At 70.5% G+C, this 24,250-nt stretch carries 21 protein-coding genes; 18 read left to right on the top strand and 3 right to left on the bottom strand.

Going from position 1 to position 24,250, the window contains the following annotated elements; genetic code table 11:
* The first annotated feature begins 34 nt into the window (after positions 1 to 34).
* The 11 genes from AB0436_RS20925 (at position 35) to AB0436_RS20975 (ending at position 14,933) form a co-directional block, all read left to right on the top strand.
* Entirely contained in the window at positions 35 to 1,606 is a 1,572-nt protein-coding gene (locus tag AB0436_RS20925) for a PucR family transcriptional regulator (RefSeq protein ID WP_366469390.1), read from the top strand.
* A gap of 152 nt (positions 1,607 to 1,758) precedes the next feature.
* Complete coding sequence (locus AB0436_RS20930) at positions 1,759 to 3,204, top strand: aldehyde dehydrogenase family protein (RefSeq protein ID WP_366469391.1); 1,446 nt, start codon at positions 1,759 to 1,761, stop codon at positions 3,202 to 3,204.
* A gap of 149 nt (positions 3,205 to 3,353) precedes the next feature.
* Complete coding sequence (locus AB0436_RS20935; RefSeq protein WP_366469392.1) at positions 3,354 to 5,342, top strand: acyl-CoA dehydrogenase family protein; 1,989 nt, start codon at positions 3,354 to 3,356, stop codon at positions 5,340 to 5,342.
* Between the two features lie 73 nt (positions 5,343 to 5,415).
* Positions 5,416 to 6,669, top strand: a complete 1,254-nt coding sequence (aroA, locus tag AB0436_RS20940; protein WP_366469393.1) for a 3-phosphoshikimate 1-carboxyvinyltransferase — start codon at positions 5,416 to 5,418, stop codon at positions 6,667 to 6,669.
* 71 nt (positions 6,670 to 6,740) lie between these two features.
* Positions 6,741 to 7,475: a hypothetical protein gene (locus AB0436_RS20945; protein ID WP_366469394.1), complete on the top strand. Its 735-nt coding sequence runs from the start codon at positions 6,741 to 6,743 to the stop codon at positions 7,473 to 7,475.
* 77 nt (positions 7,476 to 7,552) lie between these two features.
* On the top strand, positions 7,553 to 8,803 hold the full coding sequence (gene dxr, locus AB0436_RS20950) for a 1-deoxy-D-xylulose-5-phosphate reductoisomerase (RefSeq protein WP_366469395.1): 1,251 nt from the start codon (positions 7,553 to 7,555) through the stop codon (positions 8,801 to 8,803).
* Positions 8,800 to 10,104, top strand: a complete 1,305-nt coding sequence (locus AB0436_RS20955) for a site-2 protease family protein (RefSeq protein WP_366469396.1) — start codon at positions 8,800 to 8,802, stop codon at positions 10,102 to 10,104. Before dxr ends, AB0436_RS20955 begins: the two co-directional genes overlap by 4 nt.
* A gap of 174 nt (positions 10,105 to 10,278) precedes the next feature.
* Entirely contained in the window at positions 10,279 to 11,433 is a 1,155-nt protein-coding gene (gene ispG, locus AB0436_RS20960) for a flavodoxin-dependent (E)-4-hydroxy-3-methylbut-2-enyl-diphosphate synthase (RefSeq protein WP_366469397.1), read from the top strand.
* A 254-nt stretch (positions 11,434 to 11,687) separates the two neighbouring features.
* The gene (locus tag AB0436_RS20965) at positions 11,688 to 12,530 is read left to right on the top strand and encodes a GNAT family N-acetyltransferase (protein ID WP_366469445.1); all 843 of its coding nucleotides are present in this window, start codon (positions 11,688 to 11,690) and stop codon (positions 12,528 to 12,530) included.
* Between the two features lie 51 nt (positions 12,531 to 12,581).
* Positions 12,582 to 13,136 carry a GNAT family N-acetyltransferase gene (locus AB0436_RS20970; protein ID WP_366469398.1) on the top strand — a complete coding sequence of 185 codons (555 nt, stop codon included), beginning with the start codon at positions 12,582 to 12,584 and terminating at the stop codon, positions 13,134 to 13,136.
* A 102-nt stretch (positions 13,137 to 13,238) separates the two neighbouring features.
* The gene (locus AB0436_RS20975; RefSeq protein WP_366469399.1) at positions 13,239 to 14,933 is read left to right on the top strand and encodes a proline--tRNA ligase; all 1,695 of its coding nucleotides are present in this window, start codon (positions 13,239 to 13,241) and stop codon (positions 14,931 to 14,933) included.
* A gap of 45 nt (positions 14,934 to 14,978) precedes the next feature.
* Here AB0436_RS20975 and AB0436_RS20980 read toward each other — a convergent pair whose 3' ends face one another.
* The 3 genes from AB0436_RS20980 to AB0436_RS20990 are packed head-to-tail and all read right to left on the bottom strand — an operon-like array spanning position 14,979 to position 16,854.
* The gene (locus tag AB0436_RS20980; protein WP_366469400.1) at positions 14,979 to 15,878 is read right to left on the bottom strand and encodes an aminoglycoside phosphotransferase family protein; all 900 of its coding nucleotides are present in this window, start codon (positions 15,876 to 15,878) and stop codon (positions 14,979 to 14,981) included.
* Complete coding sequence (locus AB0436_RS20985) at positions 15,875 to 16,327, bottom strand: ferritin-like domain-containing protein (protein WP_366469401.1); 453 nt, start codon at positions 16,325 to 16,327, stop codon at positions 15,875 to 15,877. The genes AB0436_RS20980 and AB0436_RS20985 overlap by 4 nt, the downstream gene beginning before the upstream one ends.
* The gene (locus tag AB0436_RS20990; RefSeq protein ID WP_366469402.1) at positions 16,327 to 16,854 is read right to left on the bottom strand and encodes a hypothetical protein; all 528 of its coding nucleotides are present in this window, start codon (positions 16,852 to 16,854) and stop codon (positions 16,327 to 16,329) included. Before AB0436_RS20990 ends, AB0436_RS20985 begins: the two co-directional genes overlap by 1 nt.
* Before the next feature lie 150 nt (positions 16,855 to 17,004).
* Between AB0436_RS20990 and rimP the strand changes: the two genes are divergently transcribed.
* The 7 genes from rimP to truB all read left to right on the top strand — a co-directional run bounded on the left by rimP (position 17,005) and on the right by truB (position 24,045).
* Positions 17,005 to 17,502 carry a ribosome maturation factor RimP gene (gene rimP / locus AB0436_RS20995; RefSeq protein ID WP_366469403.1) on the top strand — a complete coding sequence of 166 codons (498 nt, stop codon included), beginning with the start codon at positions 17,005 to 17,007 and terminating at the stop codon, positions 17,500 to 17,502.
* 2 nt (positions 17,503 to 17,504) lie between these two features.
* A complete protein-coding gene (gene nusA, locus AB0436_RS21000) occupies positions 17,505 to 18,521 on the top strand; it encodes a transcription termination factor NusA (protein ID WP_366469404.1) in 1,017 nt (338 codons plus the stop codon).
* A gap of 105 nt (positions 18,522 to 18,626) precedes the next feature.
* A complete protein-coding gene (locus tag AB0436_RS21005) occupies positions 18,627 to 18,905 on the top strand; it encodes a YlxR family protein (RefSeq protein ID WP_366469405.1) in 279 nt (92 codons plus the stop codon).
* Positions 18,906 to 19,067: 162 nt separating this feature from the next.
* On the top strand, positions 19,068 to 22,169 hold the full coding sequence (infB, locus tag AB0436_RS21010; RefSeq protein WP_366469406.1) for a translation initiation factor IF-2: 3,102 nt from the start codon (positions 19,068 to 19,070) through the stop codon (positions 22,167 to 22,169).
* A 156-nt stretch (positions 22,170 to 22,325) separates the two neighbouring features.
* On the top strand, positions 22,326 to 22,622 hold the full coding sequence (locus AB0436_RS21015) for a DUF503 domain-containing protein (protein WP_366469407.1): 297 nt from the start codon (positions 22,326 to 22,328) through the stop codon (positions 22,620 to 22,622).
* Positions 22,623 to 22,645: 23 nt separating this feature from the next.
* On the top strand, positions 22,646 to 23,092 hold the full coding sequence (gene rbfA, locus AB0436_RS21020) for a 30S ribosome-binding factor RbfA (RefSeq protein WP_365848837.1): 447 nt from the start codon (positions 22,646 to 22,648) through the stop codon (positions 23,090 to 23,092).
* A complete protein-coding gene (truB, locus tag AB0436_RS21025; protein WP_366469408.1) occupies positions 23,089 to 24,045 on the top strand; it encodes a tRNA pseudouridine(55) synthase TruB in 957 nt (318 codons plus the stop codon). The genes rbfA and truB overlap by 4 nt, the downstream gene beginning before the upstream one ends.
* The last annotated feature ends 205 nt before the right edge of the window (positions 24,046 to 24,250 follow it).

Genomic DNA, 24,250 nt, shown 5'->3' on the forward strand with positions numbered 1-24,250 from the left:
CCCATTCTTCCGCTGAAAGTCCTACGGTCCCCTCATGCCGCCCACCCTTGCCTCACTGGTTCATCACTCCACGCTCAAGCTGACCGTGCGTGCGGGGGAGGGGCGCCTGGACGCCCCGGTGCGCTGGGCCCATGTCAGCGAACTCGCCGATCCGGTGCCCTACATGGAGGGCGGCGAGCTTCTTCTCATCACCGCGACGACGCTGGACACCGACGATCCCGAAGCGATGCGCCGTTACGTACGCAGACTCGCCAAGGCGGGGGTCGTCGGGCTCGGTTTCGCCGTCGGCGTCAACTACGACGACATCCCGCCGACGCTCGTCGCGGCAGCCGAGGAAGAGGGACTGCCGCTGCTCGAGGTGCCGCGCCGTACGCCCTTCCTGGCCATCAGCAAGGCGGTCTCGGCGGCCATCGCCGCCGATCAGTACCGCTCGGTGACCGCCGGTTTCGAGGCCCAGCGCGAGCTGACCAGGGCGGCGCTGACCGGAGACGGCGCCGGCGATCTGCTGGCCCGGCTCGCGGCCCACGTGGACGGCTGGGCGGCGCTGTACGACGCCTCGGGCGCGGTGGTCGCTGCGGCCCCCGAGTGGGCGGCCCGGCGAGCCGCCCGGCTCACCCCCGACGTGGAACGGCTGCGCGAGCGGCCGGCCCCGGCGAGCGCGGTGGTCGGCGGCTCGGAGGACCGGGTCGAGCTGCACTCGCTGGGCACCGGACGCCGGCCGCACGGTGCGCTGGCCGTCGGCACCGCAGCGCCGCTCGGTACCGCGGAAAGGTACGCGCTGCACTCGGCGATCGCCCTGCTCACCCTGACCACGGAACGCTCCCGGTCCCTGCAGGCCGCCGAACAGCGCCTGGGCGCCGCGGTACTGAGGATGCTGCTGGCCGGCGAGCCCGACCATGCCCGGGCGGTTGCCGGGGACCTCTACAACGGCCTGCTCGACGCCCCATACCGGCTGCTCATCGCCGAGGGCGCGGCCGCCGCCCTGCAGGAACTGGCGGAGGCCCTGGAGTCCGGGGCCTCCCGCGCCGGCGAAATGGTCCTGGTGGTTCCCGAGGGTGAGCGGCTCGTGGTGCTCGCCCGGGACGGCGGGGCAGCCGTGGCCGCCTGCACCGCGCACGCGGAACAACTGGAGACCCGCCGCACCGCCGCGTCCGCCGCTCCCGCGACCGCCGGGGAGGACGACGACCTGGTCATCGGCCAGTCGGCGCCGGCCGGCCCGATCGCGGCGGCTTCCGCGTACAAACAGGCCGAACAGGTCCTCTCGGTGGCCCGCCGACGGGGCCGGATCCTGGTCGAGCACGAGGAACTGGCGGCCGGCTCGGTGGTGCCGCTGCTCGCCGACGACGCGGTGCGGGCGTTCGCGGACGGCATGCTGAGGCCGCTGCACGAGCACGACGCGACGGGGCGCGGGGACCTGGTGGCCTCGCTGCGCGCCTGGCTCGCCCATCACGGGCAGTGGGACGCCGCAGCGGCGGACCTCGGGGTGCACCGGCACACGCTGCGGTACCGGATGCGGCGGGTGGAGGAGATTCTGGGGCGGTCGCTGGACGATCCGGATGTGCGGATGGAGCTCTGGCTGGCGCTCAAGGCCGGGAGCATGTCGTAACCCCTGGGGCTGGGCCCCGCGCAGCGGAAGCCCACCGCACGACATTCCGGCGCGCCGGGCCACCCCGACCACTCCATGCCGTCCAAACCGAAGAACACCGCGGCACCCCTACCGTGGGGACACCAATCCACCACGCGAAGGGCCGGAACCCCATGACCTCCCCCCATGCCTTCTGGCTGGCCGGCCGCCAGGCCACCGGCAAGGACACCCTCGACGTCACGTCGCCCTGGGACGGCCGCCTGGTCGGCGTCGCGTCGGTGCCCACCGATGCCCAGGTCGAGGAGGCGGTGGCCGCCGCGCACGCCGTGCGGGACGAATTCGCCGCGACCCCCGCGCACATACGGGCCGCCGCCCTGGACCACGTCTCCCGTCGCCTCGCCGAGCGCACCGAGGAGATCGCCCAGCTGATCACCGCCGAGAACGGCAAGCCCATCAAGTGGGCCCGCGGTGAAGTGGGCCGCGCCGTATCGGTGTTCCGGTTCGCCGCCGAGGAGGCCCGCCGTTACAACGGCGGCGACGCGCAGCGCCTCGACACGGACGCCGGTGGGGTCGGCCGCCTCGCCCTGACCCGCCGTTTCCCCCGGGGCACCGTCCTCGGTATCGCGCCGTTCAACTTCCCGCTCAACCTCTGCGCCCACAAGATCGCCCCGGCGATCGCGGTCGGCGCGCCGATCATCCTCAAGCCCGCACCGGCGACGCCTCTCTCCGGGCTCATCCTCGGCGAGCTGCTCGCCGAGACCGAGCTGCCCGCGGGCTCCTGGTCGATCCTTCCGGTGGGCAACGACCGGATGCCCGCACTGGTCCAGGACGAACGCCTGCCGGTGATCTCCTTCACCGGCTCCGACAAGGTCGGCTTCGCGATCATGGACTCGGTGCCGCGCAAGCACATCACCCTGGAGCTCGGCGGCAACGGTGCGGCCGTGGTCCTCGCCGACTACGCCTCCGAGGAGGACCTCGACCGGGCCGCGTCCCGGATCGCGACCTTCTCGAACTACCAGGGCGGCCAGTCGTGCATCTCCGTGCAGCGGGTGATCGCGGACGCCTCGGTGTACGAGCGACTCGTCCCCAAGGTTGTGGCGGCCGTCGCCCAGCAGGGCACCGGCGATCCGGCCGACGACTCGACCGACGTCGGACCGCTGGTCAGCGAGGATGCCGCCAAGCGGGTCGAGGCCTGGGTCGACGAGGCCGTGAAGGCCGGCGCGCAGCTGCTCACCGGCGGCACCCGGGACGGCGCCGCCTACGCACCGACCGTGCTCGCGGACGTGCCCGCGGACACCACCCTCGCGTGCGAGGAGGTCTTCGGGCCGGTGCTCTCGCTGACGAAGGTCGACGGCGAGGCGGCGGCGTTCGCCGCCGTCAACGACTCGAAGTACGGCCTCCAGGCCGGTGTGTTCACCCACGACGTGCAGACCGCGTTCCGCGCCCACAGCGCCCTCGAGGTCGGCGGCGTGATCATCGGTGATGTGCCGTCGTACCGCGCCGACCAGATGCCGTACGGCGGCGCCAAGCAGTCCGGCGTCGGCCGCGAGGGTGTGCGCTTCGCGATGGAGGACTACACCTACGAGAGGGTCATGGTCTTCACCGGCGTCTCACTCTGACCCGATCGGGCACCTTCTGCCCCATCGACCACTCCTCCGGCATACGCGGGGTGGTCGATGGGGCGGGAATGGGGTACATACGGACGAGTAGCACCGCTCGGTAGCGGGTAGGTGCGTCCACCCGATCCTCGCGGTGAGGAGTGCCCCTCATGACCGCACCACTGAACAAGACCCAGTCGCCGGGCCAGCCGGAATCGAACAAGCACGGTGAACCGGGCAAGCCCAAGGTCACCGAGCAAGAAGCGCGCCAGGTGGCCGAGGCGGCTCGTGAACAGGACTGGCGCAAGCCCAGCTTCGCCAAGGAACTGTTCCTCGGCCGCTTCCGGCTCGACCTGATCCATCCGCATCCCCTGCCGGACGCCGAAGCAGCCCGGCGCGGTGAGGAATTCCTGTCCAGGCTGCACGACTTCTGCGAGACCCGGATCGACGGCGCGCTGATCGAGCGCGAGGCCCGGATCCCCGACGAGACGATCAACGGGCTCAAGGAGCTCGGCGCGCTCGGCATGAAGATCGACGTCAAGTACGGCGGCCTCGGCCTCACACAGGTGTACTACAACAAGGCGCTGGCCCTCGTCGGCTCGGCCAGCCCGGCCGTCGGCGCACTGCTCTCCGCCCACCAGTCGATCGGCGTACCGCAGCCGCTCAAACTGTTCGGCACCCAGGAGCAGAAGGACACCTTCCTGCCGCGGTTGGCCCGTACGGACATCTCGGCGTTCCTCCTCACCGAGCCCGATGTCGGCTCCGACCCGGCGCGTCTCGCGACCTCCGCGGTGCCGGACGGCGACTCGTACATCCTCGACGGCGTGAAGCTCTGGACGACCAATGGCGTCGTCGCCGACCTCCTGGTGGTGATGGCCCGCGTCCCCAGGACGGACGAGCGCAAGGGCGGCATCACCGCCTTCGTCGTGGAGGCCGACTCGCCCGGCATCACAGTCGAGAACCGCAACGCCTTCATGGGACTGCGCGGTCTGGAGAACGGTGTCACCCGCTTCCACCAGGTCCGGGTCCCGGCGGCGAACCGGATCGGTCCGGAGGGCGCCGGCCTCAAGATCGCCCTCACCACCCTCAACACCGGCCGCCTCTCGCTGCCCGCGATGTGCGTGGGGGCCGGCAAATGGTGCTTGAAGATCGCGCGCGAGTGGTCCGGCGAGCGGGAGCAGTGGGGCAGGCCGGTCGCCAAGCACGAAGCGGTCGGCGCCAAGATCTCCTTCATCGCGGCGACGACCTTCGCGCTCGAAGCGGTGGTCGACCTCTCCTCCCAGATGGCCGACGAGGACCGCAACGACATCCGTATCGAAGCCGCCCTGGCCAAGCTGTACGGGTCCGAGATGGGCTGGCTGATGGCCGACGAACTGGTTCAGATCCGCGGCGGCCGCGGCTTCGAGACGGCCGACTCGCTCGCGGCCCGCGGCGAACGGCCGGTGCCCGCCGAGCAGATGCTCCGCGACATGCGGATCAACCGGATCTTCGAGGGCTCCACGGAGATCATGCATCTGCTGATCGCCCGGGAGGCGGTCGACGCCCATCTCTCGGTGGCCGGTGACCTGATCGACCCGGAGAAGTCCCTGTCGGACAAGGCGAAGGCAGGAGCCCAGGCCACTGCCTTCTATGCCCGCTGGCTGCCGAAGCTGGTCGCGGGTCCCGGCGGACTGCCGGGTACCTACGCCGCCTTCCACCCGGACGGTCACCCGGATCTCGCCACGCATCTGCGCTATGTCGAGCGCTCCGCCAGGAAGCTGGCCCGGTCGACCTTCTACGCCATGTCGCGCTGGCAGGGGAAGATGGAGACCAAACAGGGCTTCCTCGGCCGCATCGTCGACATCGGCGCGGAACTCTTCGCCATGAGCGCGGCCTGTGTCCGTGCCGAACTGCTGCGCTCCACCGGGGCCAACGGCCGTGAGGCGTACCAACTGGCCGATGCGTTCTGCCGCCAGTCCCGCGTCCGGGTCGAGGAACTCTTCGGCCGGCTCTGGAACAACACCGACGACCTGGACCGCAAGGTCGTCTCCGGTGTGCTCTCGGGCACCTACACCTGGCTGGAGCAGGGCATCATCGACCCCTCGGGGGAGGGCGCCTGGATCGCGGACGCGACGCCGGGGCCTTCCGGCAAGGACAACCTCCGCCGCCCGATCCGCTGAGCCCGATGCCGGGGCGGTCCACGGTCCGGACCGCCCCGGCGCGCGGCGTACCGGCACGGCAGAATGTCCGTCCGTGACCGTGATCGAAATCCCCGGCTCCAAGTCCGTGACCGCCCGCGCGCTGTTCCTGGCCGCAGCGGCGGAGGGCACCACCACCCTGCAACGCCCGCTGGTGTCCGACGACACCGAGGGGTTCGCCGAGGGTCTGGTCCGACTCGGCTACCGGGTCGAGCGCGGCCCCGGCTCCTGGCGCATCGAGGGCAGGCCCGCCGGACCCGGCGTCGCCGACGCCGACGTCTTCTGCCGGGACGGCGCCACCACCGCCCGCTTCCTGCCCGCCCTGGCCGCGGTCGGACACGGCACCTTCCGCTTCGACGCGTCGGCCCAGATGCGCCGCCGCCCGCTGGCCCCGCTCACCCGGGCACTTCAGGAGCTGGGCGTCGACCTCGTCCATGAGGAAGCCGAGGGGCACCACCCGCTGCGGATCGTTGCGTCCGGCATCAAGGGCGGCGAACTCACCCTCGACGCCGGCCAGTCCTCGCAGTACCTCACCGCGCTGCTGATGCTCGGCCCGCTGACGGCGGAGGGTCTTCGTATCACCGTCACCGACCTGGTCTCCGCCCCGTACATCGAGATCACGCTGGCGATGATGCGCAGCTTCGGCGTGGAAGTGGCGCGCGAGGGCCCGGTCTTCACCGTGCCACCGGGCGGCTACCGGTCAACGGCGTACCCGATCGAACCGGACGCCTCCACGGCCAGTTACTTCTTCGCGGCGGCCGCGGTCACCGGACGGGAGGTCACCGTCCCGGGGCTCGGCACCGGCGCGCTCCAGGGCGACCTGCGCTTCGTCGAGGTGCTCCGGCGGATGGGCGCAGTGGTGCGCAGCACCCCCTCGGGCACCACGGTCGCCGGCCCGGACCGCCTGCAAGGTCTCACCGTCAACATGCGCGACATCTCCGACACGATGCCCACCCTCGCCGCCATCGCCCCCTACGCCGCCGGCCCGGTCCGTATCGAGGACGTCGCCAACACCCGGGTGAAGGAGTGCGATCGCCTCGAGGCGTGCGCGCAGAATCTCCGGGCGCTCGGCATCGACGTCGCGACCGGACCGGACTGGATCGAGATCCGGCCGGGCACCCCGCGACCCACCCCGGTCGCCACGCACGGCGACCACCGCATCGTCATGTCCTTCGCCGTCACCGGCCTGCGCGCACCGGGCATCAGCTTCGACGACCCCGGCTGCGTGCGGAAGACGTTCCCGGACTTCCACCGCGTGTTCGAGGCGCTGCAGCGCAGCTGGCGAGGCGACGGACACCGTACGGGTTGACCGATCCGGCAGACCCCGGCCCACCGGTGCCGGAGAATGACCGGCACCGGGATCGGACCGTGGGGGCGGGGATGTACCAGACGGAGGCACGGCAGTGGTGCCGGGCGGCGGCCGCCGCACTCGTCACTGTGCTCTGCGCCGGCGCGGTGGCCTGCGGCAGCAGCGGGGGTCACCAGAACGACAGACCCGCCGCGCAGGCCGACGGGGTGCCGGGCCCGCTCAGCAAGGCACGGCTCACGGCGGCATCCTTCACCGACGGCGAGAAGGTCGGTGCCTTCATCGCGAGCGAGTACGACCTGGACAGCCCGTTCGGCGACGAGTACTCCGCCCGCCCCGCCGACTGCCTGCCGTTCGTCAGCCTCAAGAAGGGCACCCGGCGGTACGGCGCGCCCGTCGCCGAGGTGAACCGCGAGGTCTACCGGCCCGACGAACCACTGCAGGAGAACACCGCCGTACAGCTGCGTTCCTACGCGCACGGGGACGCGGCCCGGGTGATGAAGGCGCTCGGCCGGGCGGCGACCGCCTGCAGGGACGGCTTCACCGAGGACCGGTCCGTCGCCGAGGCCCACTACCTCGACGCCCGGGCGCTCACCGCGCCGAGGACCGGTGACGAGGCGGCGGCGTTCCGCTTCACCGTCCGGGACGCCGGCGGAGAACAGAAGCACTACGAATACCTGACCGTCGTACGGTCCGGGTCCACCACGCTCTCCTTCCGTACCGAAATCGACTCACCCGAGGACGTGGGCGGGGTACCCGGGAGCGTGATCGAAGACCAGTGGAAGAAGTTCCGCGCGGCCACGAAGTGAGCCCCGATCCACGGCATGCCGCCCCGGATCCGGGGCGCACTGTCCTGACGGACAGCCGATGCGGCCACAATGGGGTCATGAGCGACAGCCCCGCCCCCCTCGCCGACCCGCATATCGCCTTCGATCCGACCGAAGGACGCCGGGACCTCGTCGTCCTCGGCTCGACCGGGTCCATCGGTACCCAGGCCATCGACCTGGTACTGCGCAACCCCGACCGCTTTCGTGTGACGGCGCTCTCCGCCGCAGGCGGACGCGTCGCACTCCTCGCCGAGCAGGCGCGCAGGCTGCGCGTCCGGCAGGTCGCGGTCGCCCGCGAGGAAGCGGTGCCGGCGTTGCGTGAAGCGCTGAAGGACCAGTTCGGCTCCGAGCCGCTGCCGGAGATCCTGGCCGGACCCGACGCGGCCACCGAACTCGCGGCCTCCGAGTGCCACACCGTGCTGAACGGCATCACCGGCTCGATCGGGCTCGCTCCCACGCTGGCCGCCCTGCAGGCGGGCCGCACGCTGGCGCTCGCCAACAAGGAGTCGCTGATCGTCGGCGGCCCCCTGGTGAAGGCGCTGGCCCGCCCCGGCCAGATCATCCCCGTCGACTCCGAGCACGCCGCGCTCTTCCAGGCGCTGGCGGCAGGCAAGCGAGCGGACGTACGCAAGCTCGTCGTCACCGCGTCCGGCGGGCCCTTCCGCGGCCGCACGAGGGCGGAGCTGGCGGACGTCACCCCCGAGGCGGCGCTGGCCCACCCGACCTGGGCGATGGGCCCGGTGATCACCGTGAACTCCGCGACGCTGGTCAACAAGGGACTGGAGGTCATCGAGGCGCACCTCCTCTACGACATCTCCTTCGACCGCATCGACGTCGTCGTCCACCCCCAGTCGTACGTCCATTCCATGGTGGAGTTCACCGACGGCTCGACGCTGGCCCAGGCCACGCCGCCCGACATGAGCGGACCGATCGCCATCGGTCTCGGCTGGCCGCACCGCGTGCCGGACGCGGCGCCCGCCTTCGACTGGACCAGGGCGTCCAGCTGGGAGTTCTTCCCGCTGGACACCGAGGTCTTCCCGTCGGTCGGTCTCGCCCGGCGGGTCGGCGCCGCCGGAGGCACCGCTCCGGCCGTGTTCAACGCGGCGAACGAGGAGTGCGTCGACGCCTTCCTCGCCGGAAAGCTGCCCTTCAACGGGATTATGGATACGGTCACCGCAGTGGTGAACGAGCATGGCGAGCCCGGCACGGGAACTTCCCTCACGGTCGCGGACGTCCTGCAAGCGGAGACCTGGGCGCGTGCCCGGGCCCGTGAACTCGCCCAGAAGGCCACAGCGGAGGCTCGCGCATGACCACGATTCTGTTGACGGTCCTCGGCATCATCATTTTTGCCTTCGGGCTGCTCTTCTCGATCGCCTGGCACGAACTGGGCCATCTCTCGACGGCCAAGCTCTTCGGGATCCGGGTACCGCAGTACATGGTCGGTTTCGGCCCGACGATCTGGTCGCGGAAGAAGGGCGACACGGAGTACGGGTTCAAGGCGATCCCGGCCGGTGGCTACATCCGCATGATCGGGATGTTCCCGCCGGGACCGGACGGGAAGATCGAGGCCCGTTCGACCTCACCCTGGCGCAGCATGGTGGAGGATGCGCGGTCGGCTGCCTTCGAGGAGCTGGAGGACGGCGACGAACAGCGGCTCTTCTACACGCGCAAGCCGTGGAAGCGCGTCATCGTGATGTTCGCCGGCCCGTTCATGAACCTGATCCTCGCGGTGGTGATCTTCCTCGGCGTCGCGATGTCCTTCGGCTTCCAGACGCAGACCACCGAGGTGGCGGGCGTCCAGAAGTGCGTCATCTCGCAGAGCGAGAAGCGGCAGACCTGCCAGAAGGGCGACCCGGTCTCTCCCGCGCAGGCGGCCGGCCTGAAGAAGGGCGACAAGATCGTCGCCTTCGACGGGCACCGGGTCTCCGACTGGGCCACCCTGTCGGACGACATCCGCGACACCATCGGCCCGGCCACCCTCACGGTGGTGCGCGACGGACACCAGCAGACGCTGCACGCCACCCTGGCCAAGAACATGGTGGCCAAGAAGGACTCGAACGGTGACGTCGTCCCGGACAAGTTCATCGCCGCCGGATACCTCGGCTTCGCGGCGCAGACCGAGATCAAACCGCTCTCCTTCGGCGCATCCGTGAACCGGATGGGCGACATGATCCAGAACGGTGTCGACTCCATCGTCGCGATGCCGTCCAAGATCCCGGACCTCTGGAACGCCGCCTTCGACGGCGGTGAGCGCAAGGCCGACTCCCCGGTCGGTGTGGTGGGCGCGGCCCGTATCGGCGGCGAGGTGATGACGCTGCACGTACCGGCGCAGAACCAGATCGCGATGATGCTGTTCCTGCTGGCCGGCTTCAACCTGTCGCTGTTCCTCTTCAACATGCTGCCGCTGCTGCCGCTGGACGGCGGACACATCGCCGGAGCGCTCTGGGAGGCGCTGCGGCGCAACCTCGCCAAGGTCTTCAAGCGCCCGGACCCGGGCCCGTTCGACGTGGCGAAGCTGATGCCGGTCGCCTACGTGGTGGCGGGCGTCTTCATCTGCTTCACTCTGCTCGTTCTGGTGGCCGACATCGTCAACCCGGTCAAAATCACCTGAGAACGAACAGCCGGTGGCGACCGTGCACCCGATGTGTGCGGTCGCTCACCAACGGGTGGTTTGGATGACCGTTATGGGCGCGGGTGTTCGCCCCGTCCCGGCGGTGCCGTAATCTCGAAGGCCGAAGCCCGTTGATTTCGGGACCTCGATCGACACCTTGGGGATGCACTGCGCATGACTGCGATTTCTCTCGGAATGCCGGACGTTCCGATCAAGCTCGCCGACCGCAGGGTCAGCCGGAAGATCCAGGTCGGGTCGGTGGCGGTCGGCGGAGATGCGCCGGTGTCGGTGCAGTCGATGACGACGACGCGGACGTCCGACATCGGTGCGACGCTGCAGCAGATCGCAGAGTTGACCGCTTCGGGTTGTCAGATCGTGCGGGTGGCGTGCCCGACGCAGGACGACGCGGACGCGTTGGCGACGATCGCGAGCAAGTCGCAGATCCCGGTGATCGCGGATATTCACTTCCAGCCGAAGTACGTGTTCGCGGCGATCGATGCCGGGTGCGCCGCGGTGCGGGTGAATCCCGGCAACATCAAGCAGTTCGATGACAAGGTCAAGGAGATCGCGAAGGCGGCGTCGGATGCGGGCACGCCGATTCGTATCGGGGTGAACGCGGGTTCGCTGGACGCGCGGTTGCTGCAGAAGTACGGGAGGGCGACTCCTGAGGCCTTGGTGGAGTCGGCGTTGTGGGAGGCGTCGCTCTTCGAGGAGCACGGATTCCGTGACATCAAGATCTCGGTGAAGCACAACGACCCGGTGATCATGGTGAATGCGTACCGGCAGCTCGCGGCGCAGTCGGACTACCCGTTGCACCTCGGTGTGACGGAGGCGGGCCCGGCGTTCCAGGGCACCATCAAGTCGGCGGTGGCGTTCGGGGCGCTGCTCAGCGAAGGCATCGGTGACACCATCCGGGTCTCGCTGTCGGCTCCGCCGGCCGAGGAGGTCAAGGTCGGAATTCAGATCCTGGAGTCGTTGAATCTGCGGCAGCGGCGCCTGGAGATCGTTTCCTGCCCCTCGTGCGGGCGGGCGCAGGTCGACGTCTACAAGCTGGCCGATCAGGTGTCCGCGGGCCTGGAGGGCATGGAAGTGCCGTTGCGCGTCGCGGTGATGGGCTGTGTGGTGAACGGCCCGGGCGAGGCACGGGAGGCCGATCTCGGTGTGGCGTCGGGCAATGGCAAGGGTCAGATCTTTGTGAAGGGCGAAGTCATCAAGACCGTCCCGGAGTCGAAGATCGTGGAGACCCTCATCGAGGAAGCCATGAAGATCGCCGAGCAGATGGAGAAGGACGGCGTGATGAGCGGTGAGCCCGAGGTCTCCATCAGCTGACCTGCGGTTTCTGACAAGAGGCCGGAGCCCGCCCCTGACCGGGGGCGGGCTCCGGCCTCTTGTGTGTGCGGTGCTCCACAACTTCTCCGGGTACAGTGCGGAGACCGGCGGACCGTCCGACTGCGCCCCGAGGGGGCTCCTCGCACGACGCGACGGTCGAGCCACGACCCGCTTCCACAGGGGTAGGCGATAACGCTAGCAAGACGTGCGACGCCCTGTCGTTGCCCGTGAGGAGTGATGGAGCGGCTTTCGTGTTGACGCAGACCACGACCCGGGTTCTCGAACCGGGCGACCTCGACGCGGCACTCGCCCTTCTGCACAGCGAGCCCGTCGTCAACGCCTTCGTCACGTCCCGGGTCCAGGTCGCCGGTCTCGACCCCTGGCGGCTCGGCGGCGAGATGTGGGGCTGGTACGCCGGCGGACGGCTCCGCTCGCTCTGTTATTCCGGCGCCAACCTGGTCCCCATCTGCGCCGGCCCGGAGGCCGTTCGTGCCTTCGCCGACCGCGCCCGGCGGGCCGGCCGGCGCTGCTCCTCCATCGTCGGCCCCGCCGAGCCCACCGCCCTGCTCTGGAAGCTGCTCGAACCGAGTTGGGGTCCGGCCAGGGAGGTCCGGGCCAGCCAGCCGCTGATGGTGACCGAGCAGCCGTCGCCCGATGTCCCGCCGGACCCGCTGGTCCGCCGGATCCGTAGGGACGAGGTGGACCTGATCATGCCGGCCTGTGTGGCCATGTTCACCGAGGAGGTCGGCGTATCGCCGACGGCGGGGGACGGCGGACTGCTCTACCAGGCCCGGGTGGCCGAACTGGTCGGAACCGGCCGCTCGTTCGCCCGGATCGAGGACGGCAATGTGGTCTTCAAGGCGGAGATCGGCGCCGCGACTCCACGGGCCTGTCAGATCCAGGGCGTCTGGGTCGCCCCCGAGTACCGCGGCCAGGGTCTCTCCGAGACGGGCATGGCGGCGGTCCTGCGCTATGCGCTCACCGATGTCGCCCCCGTCGTCAGCCTGTACGTCAACGACTTCAACACCGCGGCCCGTGCGTCCTATCGCCGGGTCGGCTTCCGTGAGGTCGGCGCCTTCATGAGTGTGCTGTTCTAGCGCGGCGGCGGGCTGTTCAGGGTCCGGGGTGGTGACGTTAGGGTGCCGACCATGGATGACGTAGTGGTCGGGCCGGTCGATCTCACCGCGCGGGTCGACGAGGCACTGGCCGTGCAGGCTCTCGCGTTCGGGCTCACTGAGGACGAGGTCGGGGTGCGCCGCTACATCGTGCTGCGTCATCTGCAGAACCCGGGTGCCCGAGCCCTCGGCGCGACCACCGCCGACGGCCGGCTGGTCGCCTTCGTCTACGGGATGCCCAACGACCGGCGTCACTGGTGGTCGACGGTCGTGGAGCCCTATCTGCGCCGCACCGGTACCGAGGGCTGGCTCAACGACTCCTTCGTGATCACCGAGCTGCACGTGCACCCCGACTTCCAGGGCCGGGGCATCGGTCGCACGCTGATCACCACCCTCACCGACGGCTCCCGCCTGCCGCGCTCGATCCTGTCCGCGATCGACACCGAAAGCCCGGCCCGGGGCCTCTACCGGGCCCTCGGCTACATCGACCTCGCCCGACAGGTCCACTTCCCGAGCGCCGGCCTGCCGTACGCCGTGATGGGTGCCCCGCTCCCGCTGCTGCGCCCTCTGCGTCCGGACGTTCACTAACCGATTTCCGCCCGCCCGCCGGGCCCGGTTAACCTCCTGACATCACTTACGGGGGTCCGGCGGATTGCCCTCCGGAAAACACAGCCAAGCAGGAGAGTCACCATGGCCCAGGTCCAGCGCATGTCCCGGTTGATGGTCAAGACCTTGCGCGACGACCCGGCGGACGCGGAGACGCTCAGCCACAAGCTGCTGGTCCGCGCCGGTTACGTACGCCGCAACGCGGCCGGCATCTGGACCTGGCTGCCGCTCGGCAAGAAGGTCCTGGACAACATCTCCCGCGTGGTCCGCGAGGAGATGGACGCCATCGGCGCCCAGGAAGTCCTGCTCCCCGCGCTGCTGCCGAAGGATGCCTACGAGGCGTCCGGCCGCTGGGAGGAGTACGGCGACCTGCTCTTCCGCCTGAAGGACCGCAAGGGCGGCGACTACCTTCTCGGGCCCACCCACGAGGAGATCTTCACCCAGACCGTCAAGGACCAGTGCACGTCCTACAAGGACCTGCCGGTCATGCTGTACCAGATCCAGACCAAGTACCGGGACGAGGCGCGTCCCCGCTCCGGTGTGCTGCGCGGCCGTGAGTTCCAGATGAAGGACTCGTACTCCTTCGACACCACCGACGAGGGGCTCGCCGAGTCGTACCGGCTGCACCGCGAGGCGTACATCAAGATCTTCCAGCGGCTGGGGCTCGACCACCGCATCGTCTCCGCCGTTTCGGGAGCGATGGGCGGTTCGGCGTCGGAGGAGTTCCTGGCCCCGGCCGCGGCCGGCGAGGACACCTTCGTGGACTGCCCGAACTGCGACTACGCGGCCAACACCGAGGCCGTGACCTTCAAGGCGACGCAGCCCGCGGCCGCCGAACACGGTCTCCTCGAGGAGCTGGACACCCCCGACACTCCCACCATCGAGTCCCTGGCCGAGCTGCTGGGCGTCCCGGCGTCCGCCACGCTCAAGAACCTGCTGGTGAAGGTGGACGGCGAGATCGTGGCCGTCGGAGTCCCCGGAGACCGCGAGGTGGACCTCGGCAAGCTGGGCGAGCACCTCGCCCCCGCGGTCGTCGAGCTGGTCACCGCCGAGGACTTCGAGGGCCGCCCCGACCTGGTGCGCGGCTATGTCGGCCCGCAGGGTCTGGAAAAGGTCCGTTACATCGCGGACCCGCGGATCGCGGCCGGCACGGCATGGGTGACCGGCGCCAACAAGCCCGACACCCACGCCCGTAACGTGGTCGCCGGGCGGGACTTCGAGGTCGACGACTACCTCGACGTCGTCGTCGTGGAGGCGGGCGACCCCTGCCCGTCCTGCGGTGCGGGCCTCCAGCTGGACCGGGCGATCGAGATCGGCCACATCTTCCAGCTGGGCCGCAAGTACGCCGACACCTTCCAGCTCGACGTCCTCGGCCAGCAGGGCAAGCCGGTGCGGGTCACCATGGGTTCGTACGGCATCGGGGTCTCCCGCGCCGTCGCCGCCCTCGCCGAGCAGTCGGCGGACGACAAGGGCCTGTGCTGGCCCGCCGAGGTGGCGCCCGCCGACGTGCATGTCGTCGCCGCCGGCAAGGCGCTGCAGACGGAGCTGGCGCTCGACGTGGCGGAGCGGCTGGGTGCGGCCGGCGTGCGGGTACTGGTGGACGACCGTCCCGGGATCTCGCCCGGGGTGAAGTTCACCGACTCCGAGCTGATCGGTGTTCCGCGGATTCTGGTCGCCGGGCGGCGGTCGTCCGAGGGCGTACTCGAGCTCAAGGACCGGCGGACGGGCGAGCGCGAGGAGCTCACGGTGGACGAGGCGATCGCGCGGCTCGCCGGCTGAGGGACCTCCGGGCCGGGCCGGTCCGGGGGCTCCGCCCCCGGACCGCTACAGCCAGCCCGCGAACTCCAGCAGCAGTTCCCCGTCCTGCCGCCGCCCGGCGGCCAGCGCCCGCACCCCCGACTCCACCGCCCGGAACAGCGTCCATCCCCGCACCCGGTCGGCATCCACCTCGAGTGAGTCCGCGAGGCGGTTCACCCGGCGCCGTACCGTCGAGGAGCCGACCGCGGCAGCGACCAGATCGTCCACCCGGTCGCGCACCAACCGGGCCAGATCGTAGGCACGCTCCCCGACGAGCGGATCGGGACCCACCGCCAGCCACGGAGCGCGTTCGCCGGCGAGGACCTTGCTCTGGCGGAAGTTGCCGTGCAGCAGCACCTGCTCGGCGGGGGCGGCGGTCAGTTCGTCGCGGGCGGCCAGCGCAGCGTCCACCAGCGGGGCCACCAGAGGCTCGGCCGCGGCGCGCATCGCGGCGGCCTGGCGCGCGCTCCGCTCGGACACCGTTTCGAAGGGGTGGCCGGCCGGCGGCTCGATCCACAGTTTCCGTACCGTGCCCGCTGCCTCGAGCAGCGCTTTGGCCTCCGGCAGCGAGTGCAGCGAGACCTCGGGATGCAGCCGTTCGATCAGCAGCGCGGTGTCATCGGCCGGACCTTCGAGCAGTCGCACCGCGCCCCAGCCGTTCCAGTGCGCCAGCGCCGCCCATTCCAGATCGGGCCGGGCGAACGCAGGTGCCACTTTGAGCACGGCGGGGTCACCGCCGGTCTGCCGCACCAGAACGACCAGGCAGCTGCGGCCGCCCGGAGCCTGCACCCGCTCGGCCGTCAACTCCCGTACGTCGAGTGCCGCTTGCGTGGCGGTCGAAATTCGGCCCAGCCAGTCGTCGGCGGCGGCTTCCCCGTATGTCTCGCCGAGCGCCCTGACAAGCCGCTGCGGCGGTTCGAAAGTCATACGTGCGTGGTTCCCTTTCCGGCACTGGGGGCGGCCCGCTCGACGAGCCCCGGAAAGGCTACGCTGCCGCCGCCCCGCCAGCGCACCGCCCGCACCGCCGCCTCCCGCAGTGCGAGCGCTGCTTCGTGCCGGAGCGGCCCCCGGGCGGCACGCACCAGATCCGAGTAGACATCGGCCACCCGGTCCTCCAGATCCGCGGCCAGCCGCACCGCGTCGGCGGAACCGGTCACCACGAAGGGCAGAGCATAGGCGGCCGACCCGGCGACCGGCTTTCCGCCCAGATCGCGGACGGTACGGGCCAGCGAGTCACGCCGGGCGCGGTGGGCGTCGTACGCCTGGCGCGCCTCGGCGAGCCTGCTCGCTGCGATCCGGCCGCCGACGACCCCGTACCCGTACACGACCGCGTGTTCGGCGGCGAGCGCGGCCTGCGCCGCCTCCAGCGAACTCATCAGTGCTCACCCCGCGACAGCAGATAGGCATGGACGGAGGATGCGGCGGCGACCGAGGCCAGCAGCCTGGCCAACTCGGGCGGTGCGTCCAGGAGCGCAGCGACATGGGCGTCGGCAGTGTGCCGCTCGGCCGCCGCCAGTGCCGTCACCGCGGCGGCGGGGTCGGCCGGGACCGCCGGGGGCCCCGGGGCGGCCGTCGCCGACGGGGTGGGCCGTGACGACGGACCGGGCGTCGCTCCGGCCACCGGCGACAGCGCCTTGACGTGCTGGGCGACCGCGTCGCGCAGCGGCCTCGCCAGCCGGTCGGTCCGCGCATCGGTGTGCCGTGCGAGCACCGCGTCGTAGAGTGCCAGGAGCGCCCCGCTGGTCCGTGCCGAGCGCTGCCGGAGTGCCTCCGTGGCATCAGGCGCCGCCGCACCCTGTGTACGGTGTGCAGCGGGCCGGTCCGAACAGCCGGTCAGCAGACCGGCCCCGGCGGCGCCCGTCACGCTCAGCAGGTGTCTGCGTGTGGTCCCCGTACGCCGCACCTGTTCTCCTGGCCCCTCGAAGTGATCACCGCTGGCGAGCGTACCTGCGAGGCAACGGCGGCAGGACGGCAACACCCCCAGCGACCGGATACCCTTTGATCCGACACGCGACGATCCCACAACAGCACACGCGGCCGAGGAGTCACCCGGATGAGCACCACCCAGAGCGAGAGGCTGCGCGGGCTGCTGGAACCGCTCGTCGCCGCCAAGGACCTGGATCTGGAAGAGATCGACGTGTCCCGGGCCGGCCGCCGCGGTGTGCTGAGGGTCGTCGTGGACTCCGACGAGGGCGTGGAGCTCGACACCTGCGCCGAGCTGAGCCGCGCCATCTCCGAGAAGCTCGACGAGAGCGACGTGATGGGTGAGGGCGAGTACGTCCTCGAGGTCAGCTCACCGGGTGCGGACCGCCCGTTGTCGGAGCACCGCCACTACGTACGGGCCACCGGCCGGCTGGCCAAGCTGACGCTGCACGAGGGCGGCGAGCTGATCGCCCGCATTCTCGGTGTGGACGACGAAGGGCTCGACCTCGAAGTGCCGGGCGTGAAGGGGCGCAAGCCCACCGCCCGCCGGGTCACCTTCGCGGAGATCGCCAAGGCGCGTGTCGAGCTCGAGTTCAACCGCAAGGACAAGAAGGAAGAGGAGGCGTAGCCATGGACATCGACGTAAAGCTTCTGAAGGGCTTGGCGAAGGAGAAGGAGATTTCCTTCGACCTGCTGGTCGAGGCGATCGAGTCGGCCCTCCTCATCGCCTACCACCGCACCGAGGGAAGCCGCCGCCTCGCGCGCGTCAGCCTCGACCACGACAACGGTCATGTGACGGTCTGGGCGAAGGAGGACCCGGCAGATCTCGAAGAGGGCCAGGAGGCCCGGGAGTTCGACGACACCCCGTCCGACTTCGGCCGGATCGCCGCGACCACGGCCAAGCAGGTCATCCTGCAGCGGCTGCGGGACGCGGAGGACGACCTGACGTTCGGCGAGTACGCCGGGCGTGAGGGCGACGTCGTCGCCGGCGTCGTGCAGCAGGGCAAGGACCCGCGGAACGTACTGGTCGACATCGGCAAGCTGGAAGCGATCCTGCCGGTGCAGGAACAGGTGCCGGGTGAGAACTACACCCATGGCCTGCGGCTGCGCACCTATGTGGTGCGGGTCGTCAAGGGTGTCCGCGGCCCGTCCGTGACGCTGTCGCGCACCCATCCGAACCTGGTGAAGAAGCTCTTCGCGCTGGAGGTCCCGGAAATCGCCGACGGCTCGGTCGTCATCGAGGCCATCGCCCGCGAAGCCGGTCACCGGAGCAAGATCGCAGTCCGGTCCACCCGATCGGGGCTCAACCCGAAGGGCGCCTGCATCGGTCCGATGGGCAGCCGTGTGCGCAATGTCATGGCCGAGCTGCTCGGCGAGAAGATCGACATCGTGGACTGGTCCGACGACCCCGCCGAGATGGTGGCCAACGCGCTCTCGCCGGCCCGGGTCAGCAAGGTGGAGATCGTCGACCTGGGAGCCCGTTCCGCACGGGTCACGGTCCCCGACTACCAGCTCTCCCTCGCCATCGGCAAGGAAGGGCAGAACGCCAGGCTGGCCGCACGGCTGACCGGCTGGCGCATCGACATCCGTCCGGACACCGAGCAGGGACCGGAACAGGCGACGGACCGGACGTCCGACCAGGACTGAACGGTCCGTCCGCCCGGCTCCGCAGGATCCGGAAAAGATCAAGACAACATCCGTTCGATTTTCGCCCCCAACGGTCGAGGTCGCTACGGGGAGGTAGACTTGAACGTGTCTGGCCGGACAGATGCTCCAGTGTGCCCTGAGCGAACCTGCGTGGGATGCCGGGAGCGTGCGGCCAAGAACGATCTGCTGCGCATCGTGGCGGTGCAGGGCGTATGCGTCCCTGATCCGCGCGGTACGCTGCCCGGCCGGGGTGCGTATCTGCATCCCGCCTCGGTCTGCCTCGACCTGGCGGTCCGCCGCCGGGCGTTCTCCAGGGCCTTCAAGGCCCGGGGGCCGCTCGACAGTGCGGCGCTGAACCAGTATGTCGAGCAGGCAGCACCGTAAGACGCATCACAGCAAGACAGGAACGGCACGGGACCCCGTGCGGTCAGGTACCTCGCGAGTTGGAAGTAGGTCGAGATTGCGATGAGCACTCGATGAGTACGCGATGAGTACGCCCATGAAGTAGCGACGGTCCGGCGGTAACCCGGACCTAAAAGGAGCGAAGTGGCTAAGGTCCGGGTATACGAACTCGCCAAGGAGTTCGGGGTTGAGAGCAAGGTTGTCATGGCCAAGCTCCAAGAACTCGGTGAGTTCGTACGTTCGGCGTCCTCGACGATCGAGGCGCCGGTTGTACGCAAGTTGACTGACGCTTTGCAGGGGCCCGGCGGCAACGCCGGCAAGTCCGCTGCCAAGCCCGGCGCGCCCCGCAAGGCCGCGCCGTCACCCGCCAACCGAGCGGGTTCTCCCGCCGCAGCGCCGTCCCCGGCCGCCGCGGCACGTCCTGCTGCCCCGAAGCCCGGTGCCCCGGCCGCCAAGCCGGCCGCCGCCGAGGCTCCGCAGAGCAGCACCCCCAGCAGCCCCGCGGCGCCGTCTCCGGCCGCCCCGGGTCCCCGTCCGGGTCCGAAGCCCGCAGCGGCCAAGCCCGCTCCGGCTGCTCCGGTTCCGGCCGCCGAGTTCTCGGCTCCGGCGCCCGCGGCGCCGCAGGCCCCGCGTCCCGCGGGTGCCACGCCGGGTCCCCGTCCCGCCGGCGGGTCCTCCCGCCCGGGCCAGGGTGGCGGCCAGCGCGACGGTGGCCAGCGTGGCGAGCGTCCGGCCCGTCCGGCAGGCCAGGGCGCCCCGCGCCCCGGCGGCAGCCGCCCGGCCGGTCCCCGTCCCGGTAACAATCCCTTCACTTCCGGCGGCTCCACCGGTATGGCGCGCCCGCAGGCGCCCCGTCCCGGCGGCGCCCCGCGCCCCGGTGGCGGTCAGGACCGCCCCGGCGGCCCGCGTCCGCAGGGTGGCCCCGGCGGAGCTCCCCGGCCCCAGGGCCAGGGCGGCGGCCGTCCGAGCCCCGGTGGCATGCCCCGTCCGCAGGGCGGTGCCCCGCGACCCGGCGGCGCCCCCGGCGGTAACCGTCCGAACCCCGGCATGATGCCGCAGCGTCCCGCCGCGGCTCCCCGCCCCGGTGGCGGTCCCGGCGGTGGCGGTCGTGGTCCCGGTGGCGGCGCAGGCCGTCCCGGCGGCGGCGCCCGTCCGGGCGGCGGCGGCTTCGCCGGACGTCCGGCAGGTCCCGGTGGCGGCGGTCGTCCCGGCGGTGGCGGTGGCTTCGGCGGTCGTCCCGGTGGCGGCGCTCCCGGCGGTGGCTTCGGCGGTCGACCCGGTTTCGCGGGTCGTCCCGGCGGTCCCGGTGGCCGGGGTGGCACACAGGGTGCGTTCGGCCGTCCCGGCGGCCCCGCCCGTCGTGGCCGTAAGTCGAAGCGGCAGAGGCGCCAGGAGTACGAGGCCATGCAGGCCCCGTCGGTGGGCGGCGTCATGCTGCCTCGCGGCAACGGACAGACCGTCCGGCTGTCGCGCGGTGCCTCCCTCACCGACTTCGCGGAGAAGATCAACGCCAACCCGGCGTCGCTCGTCGCCGTGATGATGAACCTCGGCGAGATGGTCACGGCCACCCAGTCCGTGCCAGACGAGACGCTGAAGCTGCTCGCGGACGAGATGAGTTACGTCCTCGAGATCGTCAGCCCCGAGGAGGAGGACCGCGAGCTGCTCGAGTCCTTCGACATCGAGTTCGGCGAGGACGAGGGCGGCGAGGAGCTCCTCGTCGCGCGTCCGCCGGTGGTCACCGTCATGGGCCACGTCGACCACGGTAAGACCCGACTGCTCGACGCGATCCGCAAGACCAACGTCATCGCGGGCGAGGCCGGCGGTATCACCCAGCACATCGGTGCGTACCAGGTCTCCTCCGAGGTCAACGGCGAGGACCGCAAGATCACCTTCATCGACACCCCCGGTCACGAGGCGTTCACCGCCATGCGTGCCCGTGGTGCCAAGTCGACCGACATCGCGATCCTCGTGGTGGCGGCCAACGACGGTGTGATGCCCCAGACGATCGAGGCGCTGAACCACGCCAAGGCGGCCAACGTGCCGATCGTGGTCGCGGTCAACAAGATCGACGTCGAGGGCGCGGACCCGGCCAAGGTGCGGGGCCAGCTCACCGAGTTCGGTCTGGTGGCCGAGGAGTACGGCGGCGACACGATGTTCGTCGACATCTCCGCCAAGCAGGGTCTCCACATCGAGTCCCTCCTGGAGGCCGTCGTCCTCACCGCCGACGCCGCGCTCGACCTGCGGGCCAACCCGGAGCAGGACGCGCAGGGCATCGCGATCGAGTCCCACCTCGACCGCGGCCGTGGTGCCGTCGCGACCGTTCTGGTCCAGCGAGGCACCCTGCGGGTCGGCGACACGATGGTGGTCGGCGACGCGTACGGACGAGTCCGCGCGATGCTCGACGACAAGGGCGAGAACGTGGAAGAGGCGGGTCCCTCGACCCCGGTCCTCGTCCTCGGTCTCACCAACGTCCCGGGCGCCGGCGACAACTTCCTGGTCGTCGACGAGGACCGTACGGCCCGCCAGATCGCCGAGAAGCGTGCCGCGCGTGAGCGCAACGTCCGCTTCGCCCGCAAGGGTGTCCGGTTCTCCCTGGAGAACCTGGACGAGGCGCTCAAGGCCGGTCTGGTCCAGGAGCTCAACCTCATCATCAAGGGCGACGCGTCCGGTTCGGTGGAGGCTCTCGAGTCCTCGCTGCTCCAGCTCGACGTCGGCGAAGAGGTCGAGATCCGGGTCCTGCACCGCGGTGTGGGTGCGGTCACCGAGTCGGACATCGACCTGGCGACCGGCTCCGACGCGATCGTGATCGGCTTCAACGTCCGTGCGGCAGGCCGTGCGGCGCAGATGGCCGACCGCGAAGGTGTGGACGTCCGGTACTACTCGGTCATCTACCAGGCGATCGAAGAGATCGAAGCGGCCCTCAAGGGCATGCTCAAGCCGGAGTACGAAGAGGTCGAGCTCGGCACGGCGGAGATCCGCGAGATCTTCCGCTCGTCCAAGCTGGGCAACATCGCCGGTGTGCTGGTCCGCTCCGGAGAGGTCAAGCGCAACACGAAGGCGCGGCTGCTGCGCGATGGCAAGGTCATCGCGGAGAGCCTCACCATCTCGGGTCTGCGCCGCTTCAAGGACGACGTCACCGAGATCCGCGAAGGCTTCGAGGGTGGTATCAACCTCGGGAACTTCAACGACATCAAGATCGACGACGTCATCGCGACGTACGAGATGCGCGAGAAGCCCCGCGGCTGATCCGCGCACCTCGGTTGATCCGTAGCGTGTCGGTCGGGGCCGCTCGGCGGGAGTTATATCCGTCGAGCGGCCCCGGCCGTTGCGTGTACGGTTCTGGTGTCCCTGCCATCCGGTTGGCGGGGCACGACCCCGAACCGGCGGGACATCCGGACGTGCATGTATGTGGGGACACTGTCCTTCGACCTGCTTCTCGGCGACGTACGGTCGCTGAAGGAGAAGCGCTCCGTCGTCCGGCCGATCGTCGCCGAGCTCCAGCGGAAATTCGCGGTGAGCGTGGCAGAGGTCGGCGACCAGGATCTTCATCGCAGGGCCCGGATCGGGCTCGCGATGGTGGCCGGGGACACGGGACATCTCACCGAAGTACTCGACCGGTGCGAGCGACTCGTCGCTGCCCGGCCGGAAGTGGAGCTGCTGTCCGTACGACGGCGGCTGCACGGCGACGAAGACGACTGAGCAAGGTAAAGGGAGACGGACCAGTGGCCGACAACGCGCGGGCGAAGAAGCTGGCGGACCTCATCCAGGTGGTGGTCGCCGAGAAACTGCAGCGCGGTATCAAGGACCCCCGTCTGGGCACGCACGTGACCATCACGGACACCCGGGTCACCGGCGACCTGCGGGAGGCAACGGTCTTCTACACGGTCTACGGGGACGACGAGGAGCGGGCAAGCGCGGCAGCCGGCCTGGAGAGCGCCAAGGGCATCCTCCGGTCGGCGGTCGGCGCGGCGGCGGGCACGAAGTTCACCCCGACGCTGGCGTTCGTGGCGGACGCGCTGCCGGAGAACGCCAAGGCGATCGAGGACCTGCTCGACCGGGCCAGGGCATCGGACGCCAAGGTGCGCGAGGCATCGTCCGGCGCCACCTACGCCGGCGGCGCGGACCCGTACCGCAAGCCGGAAGACGACGAGGACAGCACCTCCGAATGACAGAGCAGAACAAGACGCCCGGGAAAACAAGCGGGAGCGAAGCAGCCCCGGGCAAGGGTGGTGGCGGGCGACGGGAGGACGGCCTCGTCATCGTCGACAAGCCGTCCGGCTTCACCTCGCACGACGTGGTGGCCAAGATGCGGGGGATCGCGAAGACCCGCCGGGTCGGTCACGCCGGCACCCTCGACCCGATGGCTACCGGGGTGCTGGTTCTCGGCGTTGAGAAGGCGACCAAGATGCTCGGGTACCTGGCGCTGACCGAGAAGGAGTACCTCGGCACCATCCGGCTCGGCCAGAACACGGTGACCGACGACGCGGAGGGCGAGATCACCTCGTCCACCGACGCCTCCGGGGTCACCCGTGAGGCGATCGACGCGGGCGTGGCAAAGCAGACCGGTGCCATCATGCAGGTGCCCTCCAAGGTCAGCGCCATCAAGATCGACGGCAAGCGCTCGTACGCACGGGTGCGCGGCGGTGAGGACTTCGAGATCCCGGCCCGTCCGGTGACGGTCTCCTCGTTCCAGGTGTACGACGTCCGCCCGGCCGTCGCCGAGGACGGCACCCACGTCGTCGACCTGGTCGTCTCGGTGGTCTGCTCGTCCGGTACGTACGTCCGCGCCATCGCCCGCGACCTGGGAGCCGAGACCGGTGTCGGGGGGCACCTGACGGCGCTGCGGCGTACCCGGGTCGGCCCCTACGGGCTGGATGCGGCGAGGACCCTGGACCAGCTCCAGGAAGATCTCACCGTGATGCCGGCCGCCGAAGCCGCTGCCGCCGCGTTCCCCCGCTGGGACGTCGACGAGAAGCGGGCGCGGCTGTTGCTCAACGGGGTCCGGCTCGACATGCCGGCCCTTCCGGCCGGGGCGGTGGCCGCCTTCGGTCCCGACGGGCGCTTCCTGGCCCTGGTGGAGGACCAGCACGGCAAGGCCAAGAGCCTCGCCGTCTTCGGCTGAGGCCTCGGCGCAAAGCCTCGTCGCGGTGTCTTACCGTGGAGCGGACAGGGCCGCTTGTCCGCTCCACGATCCCCCTCGGAAGGGGTCTGTCCATTCCGTCTCCGCGATTCACTCCAATGGGCAGGCGCTCGGAGTGAACGGCCGGAGTGTTGGGGGGCGCTTTCGGCCCGCGTCCTTCTGCCGGCGATCATCCCGCGCCTACCGT

The organism is Streptomyces sp. NPDC051322 (assembly GCF_040689485.1).
In the GTDB taxonomy this organism is placed as follows: Bacteria; Actinomycetota; Actinomycetes; order Streptomycetales; family Streptomycetaceae; genus Streptomyces.

Excerpts from the sequence above, each read along its gene's own strand:
- AB0436_RS20930 (WP_366469391.1), top strand. The coding sequence starts at position 1,759 with ATGACCTCCCCCCATGCCTTCTGGCTGGCCGGCCGCCAGGCCACCGGC.
- AB0436_RS20970 (WP_366469398.1), top strand. The coding sequence starts at position 12,582 with ATGGATGACGTAGTGGTCGGGCCGGTCGATCTCACCGCGCGGGTCGAC.
- dxr (WP_366469395.1), top strand. The coding sequence starts at position 7,553 with ATGAGCGACAGCCCCGCCCCCCTCGCCGACCCGCATATCGCCTTCGAT.
- ispG (WP_366469397.1), top strand. The coding sequence starts at position 10,279 with ATGACTGCGATTTCTCTCGGAATGCCGGACGTTCCGATCAAGCTCGCC.
- rimP (WP_366469403.1), top strand. The coding sequence starts at position 17,005 with ATGAGCACCACCCAGAGCGAGAGGCTGCGCGGGCTGCTGGAACCGCTC.
- AB0436_RS20955 (WP_366469396.1), top strand. The coding sequence starts at position 8,800 with ATGACCACGATTCTGTTGACGGTCCTCGGCATCATCATTTTTGCCTTC.
- AB0436_RS21015 (WP_366469407.1), top strand. The coding sequence starts at position 22,326 with ATGTATGTGGGGACACTGTCCTTCGACCTGCTTCTCGGCGACGTACGG.
- nusA (WP_366469404.1), top strand. The coding sequence starts at position 17,505 with ATGGACATCGACGTAAAGCTTCTGAAGGGCTTGGCGAAGGAGAAGGAG.
- AB0436_RS20925 (WP_366469390.1), top strand. The coding sequence starts at position 35 with ATGCCGCCCACCCTTGCCTCACTGGTTCATCACTCCACGCTCAAGCTG.
- AB0436_RS20975 (WP_366469399.1), top strand. The coding sequence starts at position 13,239 with ATGGCCCAGGTCCAGCGCATGTCCCGGTTGATGGTCAAGACCTTGCGC.
- AB0436_RS20945 (WP_366469394.1), top strand. The coding sequence starts at position 6,741 with ATGTACCAGACGGAGGCACGGCAGTGGTGCCGGGCGGCGGCCGCCGCA.
- AB0436_RS20935 (WP_366469392.1), top strand. The coding sequence starts at position 3,354 with ATGACCGCACCACTGAACAAGACCCAGTCGCCGGGCCAGCCGGAATCG.
- AB0436_RS20985 (WP_366469401.1), bottom strand. The coding sequence starts at position 16,327 with ATGAGTTCGCTGGAGGCGGCGCAGGCCGCGCTCGCCGCCGAACACGCG.
- AB0436_RS20980 (WP_366469400.1), bottom strand. The coding sequence starts at position 15,878 with ATGACTTTCGAACCGCCGCAGCGGCTTGTCAGGGCGCTCGGCGAGACA.
- truB (WP_366469408.1), top strand. The coding sequence starts at position 23,089 with ATGACAGAGCAGAACAAGACGCCCGGGAAAACAAGCGGGAGCGAAGCA.